Here is an 8307-nt window from a genome sequence, read left to right on the forward strand (position 1 = left end):
ACCGGGTGGTGGCCGCCGGGCCCGTCCCCTCCACCCCGGCGGCCACCACCCGGTACCGCTCCCGCGCCCGGCGGTACCGGTGGGCCAGCGGCGGATCGACCCCCTCCAGCGCCGCCAGATCCACCGTGTCCCGCCCGGTCACCACCGACAGCTCACGGGCGAGCCCCCGCTCGATCGCCTCCACCGCACGCTCCGGACGCCCCGCGCGGGCCAGCAGGAACGCGGCCTCACGGGCGGTCCCACGCGTCAGCAGCAGCACGCCCCGGCGTCCGGCGGCGGTGACCTGGGCGTCGTAGAGCGCATGGGCGGCGGTCAGCATGCCCGCTGCCACCTCGGCCGCCGCGTCCCAGTCCGCGGCGGCGGCGAGCGCGTCGACCGCCTCCCGGGCGATGGACAGATGCAGGGAGGGAAACACGCTCGGCGGTACGGCGGCCAGCGCCGCGCGCCGCAGCCGCAGGCCCTCGGCGCTCCCCGGACCGTCGAGCAGATCGGCGGTGCGGGCCAGCAGCCAGGTGGCGCGGCTGGTGTCGAGGAGCCCCGGGTGCGCGGCGCCGAAGGCGACGACGGCGGCCACCGCGGCACGGGCGCCGCGCGGGTCGGCGGTGGCGCGCTCGGGGGAGAGCAGCAGGTCCGCCAGATTGCACCGGAGCTGCGACCACAGCATCGGGTCGTCGTCCGGACGCAGTCGCCCGAGGGCGTCCCGGTAGCACCGCTCGGCCCGCTTCAGGTCACCCGGTGCGCCGCGCCGGAACAGCAGCAGCCCGAGGTTGAGCAGGGAGTAGGCCCGGTCGACGCGGTTGCCCGCACGGGGTCGTTCGCCCAGTCCGGCCTGGATGTGCTCGATGCCGAGGGTGAGATCGGCGGGCCCGCCGCCCGGTCGCTGACCGAGCAGCAGCCCGTAGTTGGTCTGCACCCGGGCCCAGAACTCTCCGTGGGTCCGCCGGTCCACCGCGGCGGTGGCGCGGAGAAGCAGATCGCGGGCGGTCTCCCAGCGCTCGATGTGGTCGCCGTCGTCACGGAAGTACTGGGCGGAGGCGAGGTTGGTGGCCACCTCGGCCCAGTGGAGGGTGCCCTCCGGCAGCCGCGACAGGGCGAGTCGGAGCACCCGCACCGCTTCGGCGGGATCGGCGGGGTCCGCCGTATGGAGGGAGGACAGCAGCAACCCGCCCAGCCGCGCGGCGAGTTCGGTCTCGATCTCCAACTCGCCGGTCTGCCCGGCGAGTTCGAGTGCCTCCCGCGCGAGCGGAACGATCTCCGGCCCTTCCGCGCCCCGGACCTGGTCGTACATCGCGTACAGCCGGGTCCGCAGCCCCTGCCCGAAGGCGGCCAGCGCGGCCGCGTGGCGCTCGACGGCCGTACCCACGGGGACCCGACCTCCGCACAGCTCCTCCAGGAACCGCTGCCGCATCCGCAGCGGAGCCTCCAGCGGGGTGCCGGCGACCTCGCGCAACTCCCGCGCCCCGGCGTCGCGCACCAGGGTGCTCCCGGTGAGCCGGGGGTGGGCCAGGACCAGTTCGGCGAGCCGGTCCGGCATGGTCACGGTGACGGCGTACAGCAGCTCCCGGACATCGGGCTCCGCCGACTCCGCCGCCACGTGGTCCAGGAAGATCCGGTAGTTGTCCACCGTCGGTGCCCCGTACGGCGCCAACTCCGCGCAGGCGGCCTCGGGATCCGCCAGATCCCGCTCGGTGTCCCGGCTCAGCGCGAAGGGCAGCAGTCTGCGCGGCAGCACGACCACGTTCCCGCCGAACCGCCCGCCGGTGAAGGCCCCGGCGACCCGCGCCTCCTCCACCAGCGCGGCCGCGCTCGCGGTGGCATCCCGCTGGAGCTCCGCGACGGAGGTGGCGAACAGCGACGGTACGAACGCCCCGGCCCGCAGCACCAGCACCGGCGCCTCGACCTGCGCCCGGGCCCCGCAGCCGGGGCAGCCCGCCCAGTGCAGCCCCGGCCCGAAGCCGTCCGGCCCATCGGGGCTTTCGAGGACGTCGGCGCGCTCACGGCTGTCGACGATCCGCCACACCGGCGCCCGGCACGGCCGCCCGCACCGCTCACACGTCCACTCGTACGGCGTCCTCGTGGAGACCGCCACCGGGGGCCTACTTGCCGTCGGTGAGATGGGAGAGCAACGCCGTCAGCACGCGGGCGAGCGCCGCGTCCTTCAGGGCCCGCTTGCGCACGGTCACGCTCCACCGCCCCCGCCGGTCCCGCTTGACCACGACCTCGGTCTGCAGCAGGGTGACGGCCAGCACCCCCACGGACACGGACACCGGGTCGAACCGCTCCATCGGCGACCGCACGTACTCCACGGCCTCACCGACGACACCGTCTCCGCTCAGGGCGGCGTACTCCAACGCGGCCCGTGCGACGTCGCCTTCCCCCGCACCGCCGCCCGGCTCGACCCCGGCCTCCGTGAGCGCTTCCCCCAACTCGCCGTCGGGTAACGCCATTTGCTCGGCCGAGGACAGCAGCCCCCGGTCCTCCACCAACACGGTCAACGCCCGCACGGCCTCCGCGTCGGAGAGCGCACGAATCTCGCGTACCAGCTCATCTCGCTGCGACATGAGCCAAGTCTGCCCCCGCGCGCGGACGGGCGGGGGCAGGTGTGGGGGACTCTTCACAACGGGTGCCGGCGTGGCCGCGCCCCCGGGCCTGTCACCGCCCGGGACCGTTCCGCCCGCCCCGTCGGGGTGTTCGGACTACGGGTTGGTCCTGCGGGGGCGACGCGTCTGCGCCCCGCCCCTGCTGCTGCCACCGCGACCTGCGGAACCCTGACCGCCCTGGCCGCCGCCCTCGCCGCGCACGGCGGCACCCTGGCCGCTCCTGCTCCGGCCGGCGTTCTGCCCGTTCGCGCCGCCGCGGCCCGAACCCTGGCCGGTGGCGCGTCCGGCGCCGCCCTGGCCGCCGGCGCCGCGGCCCCGGCCACGGCCCCGGCGGCGGCCGGAGCCCTCGCCGTTCTCGCGGCGGTCGTCGGCCGGTGCGGCGAGGACGACCGGTATGCCGGAGGGCGTCCGGGCGCCGGTGATGCGCTGGAGCTCGTCCTCGCCGGGGCGCACCCGCGCGGTGCTCGGGGTGATGTCGGCGTCGGCCATCAGCCGGTCCATCGCGCGCCGCTGGTGCGGCAGCACCAGGGTGACGACGGTGCCGGACTCGCCCGCGCGGGCGGTACGGCCGCCGCGGTGCAGATAGTCCTTGTGGTCGGCCGGGGGATCGACGTTCACGACGAGGTCGAGGCCCTCGACATGGATGCCCCGGGCGGCGACATTGGTCGCGACCAGGGCCGTGACCTGGCCGTTCTTGAACTGCGCCAGCGTACGGTCGCGCTGCGGCTGGGACTTGCCGCCGTGCAGGGCCGCGGCGCGCACCCCGACAGACAGCAGGTGCTTGGCCAGCCGGTCCGCCGCGTGCTTGGTGTCCAGGAACATGATCACGCGCCCGTCGCGGGCGGCGATCTCGGTCACGGCGTCGTGCTTCTCGGTGTCCCGCACCTGGAGCAGGTGGTGCTCCATCGTGGTGACCGCGCCGGCCGACGGGTCGACGGAGTGCACGACCGGGTCGTGGAGGTAGCGCCGCACCAGGAGGTCGATGTTGCGGTCCAGGGTGGCCGAGAACAGCAGCCGCTGCCCACGGGCCGGGACCTGGTCGAGCAGCGCGGTCACCTGCGGCATGAAGCCCATGTCGGCCATCTGGTCCGCCTCGTCGAGGACGGTGACGGCGACATGGTCGAGGCGGCAGGCGCCGCGGTCGATCAGGTCCTTGAGGCGACCGGGCGTGGCGACCACGACCTCCGCGCCGGCGCGCAGCGCGCTGGTCTGGCGGCCGATCGACACACCGCCGACCACGGTGGCGAAGCGCACATGCAGGGCGCGGGCGTACGGGGCGAGCGAGTCGGTGACCTGCGTGGCCAGTTCCCGGGTCGGTACGAGGACCAGGGCGAGGGGCTGCTTGGGCTGGGCCCGCTGCCCCTCCAGCCGGGCCAGCACCGGCAGGCCGAAGGCGAGCGTCTTGCCCGAGCCGGTACGGCCCCGGCCCAGGACGTCCCGGCCCGCGAGCGCGTTCGGCAGGGTGGCCGCCTGGATCGGGAAGGGCATGGTCATGCCCTCGTCGACCAGTGCCTTCAGCAGCCGCTCGGACATGTCGAGCTCGGCGAACGCCTCGACCGCGGGCAACGGCTCGGTGACCGTGGTGGGCAGGGCGAACTCCTGCCGGCGCGCGGCGGGCCGAGCGCTCTGACCGGTCTTGCGGCTGGTGCCGGGACGGGGGCGCGCGGACCTGCGGGGGGCGCGGAGGTCACCGGTGGGGCCGTTGGTGCGACGGGTGCGGTTCATGGGGGAACCCTCCTCGATGCGGCGTATCGAGGAATTCCGTCCGGCGGTGCCGACCGCGTGAGGATTCGCAAGAATGAGCCGAAGAAATGGTGAAGAACCGGGCAGCTCTCGGCGCTGGAGTCGTCCAGGGAAAGGCGAGGGCCCGGAAAAAGACAATGAGCTGGGGCCCGCACCCCGAGAGCGCGGGCCCCAGCCTCATGATGTGCGAGCCGCTCGGCTCGCGACGACGCGTGTCAGCGTCAGGCAGGAACGATGTTCTCGGCCTGCGGGCCCTTCTGGCCCTGCGTGACGTCGAAGCTGACCTTCTGGCCTTCCTGAAGCTCACGGAAGCCGGAGGTGGCGATGTTCGAGTAGTGGGCGAACACGTCAGCGCCGCCGCCGTCCTGCTCGATGAAGCCAAAACCCTTTTCCGAGTTGAACCACTTCACGGTGCCAGTTGCCATGTGAATCTCCCTTAGGGGGCAGTGCCGGACTTCGCACCTTGCGAAGCCGAGTCGCCGCTGTGATCACCCCTCCGGAAAGATCCGGAAAGCTCTGCAAAGAAAAAAATTCTCTGGCAACCAAAACTGCAACGCCTATCACGCTAACACACGTCGCCTGGCGGCGCCCGGGGGGTTTTCCGGCCGTCCGGCCAATTCTGCCCCCATCGTGCTCAGTAATTCTGTATCGGCGGGACTAGATATCGATACCGTGCGCGTCCAGCTTTCGGCGCATGTCCCGGTTCAGCCGGCGGGCGTCCGCCAGCTGGTCCTCCAGGGAGACGATGCGGCACGCGGCCTCCACGGGAGTGCCCTGGTCGACCAGCTCCCGGGCGCGGGCGGCGAGGCGCAGCTGCCGGCGGGAGTACCGGCGGTGGCCGCCCTCCGAACGCAGCGGTGTGATCAGTCCGGCCCTGCCCACGGCCCGTAGGAAGGCGGGGGTGATGCCCAGAACGGCGGCGGCCCGCCCCATGGTGTAGGCGGGGTAGTCGTCGTCGTCGAGGTTGCCGACTGCGGGGGCGTTCTCAGCGGGCATGACACCTTCGTTCCGGGGACTGCGGCGAGGAGTCCGACGCCCGCCCTGCCCGGATCCGGCGCCGTCCACCTCGTAGGTCCACATTAGTGCCGACCGGCGCGGACATGTGTACCGGCCATGGCAGATTTTCGGGCGCGTCGGCCGCGCGAGTCGCCGTACTTCCGCGGGGCGGGCGGGGGAAAAAAAGGGATCTCATGGAGTTCATGGACCTCGTGGAACCCATGGAGCTCACGGAGCCCGTGGACCTCTCGGACCCCGTGGACCTCTCGGACCCCGTGGACCTCACGGACCCCATGGACCGCGGCGGCCGTCCCGCGCCGAGGGCACTCCCGCATGCCTGAGCTCCCCGACGTCGAAGGCTTCCGCCGCCTGCTGGACTCCTGTGCCCGCGGCCGCGTCGTACGCCGTGTCGACGTCCGCGACACCGGCGTCCTGCACGGCGTCGGCGCGCGCGGGTTGCGTGATGCGCTCAAGGGGCGGCGGTTCGCGGAGCCGGAGCGGCGCGGGAAGTGGCTGCTGGCCCGCACCGACGGACCCACCCTGCTGCTGCACTTCGGCATGACCGGGCTGCTGCTGTGCGCCGACCCGGACGACCCGGTCGAGGCCCATGACCGCGTCCTGTTCACGCTGGACGACGACCACCGGCTGCACTACCGCGACCAGCGCAAACTCCGGGGCCTGTGGCTGGCCCACGACGAGTCCGAGGTCGACCGGCTGCTCGCGCGCCAGGGCCCCGACGCGCTGACGGTCACCCGGGACGACCTCGCGGCCGCCCTCGCCACCCGCCGCGGCCGCCTGAAGACCACCCTCACCGACCAGTCCGTCCTCGCCGGCCTCGGCAACCTGCTCGCCGACGAGATCCTGTGGCGGGCCCGGCTGCGCCCCGACCGCCAGGCCCGCGATCTCACCCCGGCCGAACTGCGGTGCCTGCACACCCAGATGCGCCGCACCCTCCGCTCCGCGCTCCCCACCGGCCGCGTCCCACCCCGCGCCTCCTGGCTCACCGGCCACCGCGACGACCCGGACCCGGCGTGCCCGCGCTGCGGAACCCCGCTGCGCCGGACACGGCTGGGCGGCCGGGGAACGGTGTGGTGCCCCCGGTGTCAGGGGGACGGGGACTGAGCCCCTGACCCTGGTGGCCGCGAACGGCCCGCCGTCTTGCCTTCTTCCGGAGAGCGGGCCGGCCGGGACCGGCGTGGACAGCCACTTCGACGGCGTCTCCTCGTTCCCCTGCTCCGGGTGTGCCGGGTGTCCACCCAGCTATTGCGACTGACAGCCCATCGAAGCGGTGCTTATGATGCTCGCGATGAAGAACTTCTCCTCGTACGGATTGGGGGAATCGTTCGCTCAGGGTGAGTGCTGATGGCATCTCACTTCGCGAACGACCTTCCGCCCCACCTGCTGATGTGGCAGCGCGTGCGCGAGTACGCCGTGCCACCGTCCATGATCGAGACCGCGACCGCACGCCGTGCGGTCGGCGACTGGGCGGGGGCCTGCGCCGCCGCCCGGGTCGACACCGATCTCGATCTGCGCGCCGTGCGCGACCGCCACGGCACCGAACTCACCACCCGCCTGCGCGCGGACCTGCGCCGACTGGCCCCCGATCTGCTGCGCTGGCACATGCCCCGGATCGCCCCCGCCGGACGCCTCCGCCCCGGCCTCACCATCTCCCTTGCCCAGTACGGCGGTTACGGCGACGCCCCGGCCGTCCAGCTGGTGGTGCGGACGCCACCGGCCCGCGCGGACGCCGGACAGCGGATGTCCCTGACCTTGTGGGAGGGGCCCGGCGACGGCACCTTGGGACACCATCCCCACCCGCATCCCGACCGACGCTTCCGGCTCGACCTGCACCGGCACCTCTGGGACCGGACCCGCAGCGGCGAACTGGCCCGGCGCTGCGGCTCGCCCGACCAGGACTCCCCCTGGGCGAAGGACAGTTGGGCCGCCGAGGCGGAGCTGCTCCTGCGGGCCGAGGGACGTCCGCGCGGCGCCTTCACCGTACGGCTCGGGGCGCGCGGACGCGCCGTACTCGAACTCGTCGCCCCCGACGACAGCCACGTCCCGACGTTCCGGCCGCTGCCGTACGACCTTCCACCCCAGGAGGCCGCCGCGCTCCCGGTGCTTCCGGAGGCCGCGACCCGGCTCCTCCCGGATCTGGAGCTGCTGCGGTCCGGGCTGATCACGGTCGGGCGACTGCATCTGCTCGTCGCCGAGGCGCTGACCGCCGTCGGCTCGCCCGCGCGGTCCGGCACCGGCCGCCCCCGAACCCCACGATCCGCACCGCGTGCAGTGCCGGGGCGAGACCCATCGGATCGCGCTGCGGGACGGGGCGCTCACGGCGATCGACCACCACCCCGCCGAACTGCGCCGCGAGGAACTGCTCGTGGCGCTCGGCGGCCCCGCGCTGCCGTGCCTGCGGGCGATCGACGCGGTGCACCGCAACCCCGAGGCGCTGCCCGCCGTACGGGAGCGGCTCGGCCACGGTGACGTCACCGGCGCGCTGGCCGTCGTCGAAGGGCTGCTCGGCCCCGCCGCGATGCTGCGCGACGGACCCCTCCGGCAGGAACTGGAGTCGGCGGCGGCCCGCCGCGTCGACCACGGGCTCTTCCGCGCGGGACTGGTCGCCGTACACCCCGCGGCAGCGGCCCAACGCCCTCGGCTCGACCGTCATACGCCCGCCGTGCTGCGCCGCAAGCGAGGCAGCCGGTCCCGGCCCCGCACCGGCCTGCTCTGACCCGCGCGACTTTCTGTCCCGCCCCGACCTTCCCGCGCCGCCCGCCGACGTACGGCCTTGCGGGCGGCGCGGGAAGGTCGGGGCGGGACAGAAAGTCGCGCGGGTCAGAGCAGGCCGGTGCGGGGCCGGGACCGGCTGCCTCGCTTGCGGCGCAGCACGGCGGGCGTATGACGGTCGAGCCGAGGGCGTTGGGCCGCTGCCGCGGGGTGTACGGCGACCAGTCCCGCGCGGAAG

7 protein-coding genes and 1 pseudogene are annotated in these 8307 nt (G+C 74.0%); 3 read left to right on the forward strand and 5 right to left on the reverse strand.

The window, feature by feature from the left end; all coding sequences use genetic code 11:
• From CCN72_RS19205 to CCN72_RS19225, 5 genes are all read right to left on the reverse strand, one after another.
• The coding region (locus CCN72_RS19205) for a CpXC domain-containing protein (protein ID WP_244174316.1) at positions 1-2089 on the reverse strand (2089 nt) is incomplete at its 3' end.
• A gap of 7 nt (positions 2090-2096) precedes the next feature.
• Entirely contained in the window at positions 2097-2561 is a 465-nt protein-coding gene (locus tag CCN72_RS19210) for a hypothetical protein (RefSeq protein WP_086808586.1), read from the reverse strand.
• Between the two features lie 135 nt (positions 2562-2696).
• Positions 2697-4325, reverse strand: coding sequence for a DEAD/DEAH box helicase (locus CCN72_RS19215; protein ID WP_086808587.1), 1629 nt, complete (start codon positions 4323-4325; stop codon positions 2697-2699).
• 239 nt (positions 4326-4564) lie between these two features.
• Positions 4565-4768, reverse strand: coding sequence for a cold-shock protein (locus tag CCN72_RS19220; RefSeq protein WP_003969786.1), 204 nt, complete (start codon positions 4766-4768; stop codon positions 4565-4567).
• A 232-nt stretch (positions 4769-5000) separates the two neighbouring features.
• A complete protein-coding gene (locus CCN72_RS19225) occupies positions 5001-5339 on the reverse strand; it encodes a MerR family transcriptional regulator (protein ID WP_086808588.1) in 339 nt (112 codons plus the stop codon).
• Between the two features lie 194 nt (positions 5340-5533).
• Between CCN72_RS19225 and CCN72_RS39040 the strand changes: the two genes are divergently transcribed.
• From CCN72_RS39040 to CCN72_RS19235, 3 genes and pseudogenes are all read left to right on the forward strand, one after another.
• Positions 5534-5680 carry a hypothetical protein gene (locus tag CCN72_RS39040; protein WP_158101373.1) on the forward strand — a complete coding sequence of 49 codons (147 nt, stop codon included), beginning with the start codon at positions 5534-5536 and terminating at the stop codon, positions 5678-5680.
• Positions 5673-6461, forward strand: a complete 789-nt coding sequence (locus CCN72_RS19230; RefSeq protein WP_086808589.1) for an Fpg/Nei family DNA glycosylase — start codon at positions 5673-5675, stop codon at positions 6459-6461. Before CCN72_RS39040 ends, CCN72_RS19230 begins: the two co-directional genes overlap by 8 nt.
• 240 nt (positions 6462-6701) lie before the next feature.
• Positions 6702-8073, forward strand: a pseudogene (locus tag CCN72_RS19235) (hypothetical protein).
• The last annotated feature ends 234 nt before the right edge of the window (positions 8074-8307 follow it).

Source organism: Streptomyces murinus, from assembly GCF_002154555.1.
GTDB lineage: Bacteria > Actinomycetota > Actinomycetes > Streptomycetales > Streptomycetaceae > Streptomyces > Streptomyces murinus.

What these genes read in the sequence shown, in the direction of transcription:
- CCN72_RS19225 (WP_086808588.1), bottom strand. Translation starts at nt 5,339, where the DNA reads ATGCCCGCTGAGAACGCCCCCGCAGTCGGCAACCTCGACGACGACGAC.
- CCN72_RS39040 (WP_158101373.1), top strand. Translation starts at nt 5,534, where the DNA reads ATGGAGTTCATGGACCTCGTGGAACCCATGGAGCTCACGGAGCCCGTG.
- CCN72_RS19210 (WP_086808586.1), bottom strand. Translation starts at nt 2,561, where the DNA reads ATGTCGCAGCGAGATGAGCTGGTACGCGAGATTCGTGCGCTCTCCGAC.
- CCN72_RS19220 (WP_003969786.1), bottom strand. Translation starts at nt 4,768, where the DNA reads ATGGCAACTGGCACCGTGAAGTGGTTCAACTCGGAAAAGGGTTTTGGC.
- CCN72_RS19230 (WP_086808589.1), top strand. Translation starts at nt 5,673, where the DNA reads ATGCCTGAGCTCCCCGACGTCGAAGGCTTCCGCCGCCTGCTGGACTCC.
- CCN72_RS19215 (WP_086808587.1), bottom strand. Translation starts at nt 4,325, where the DNA reads ATGAACCGCACCCGTCGCACCAACGGCCCCACCGGTGACCTCCGCGCC.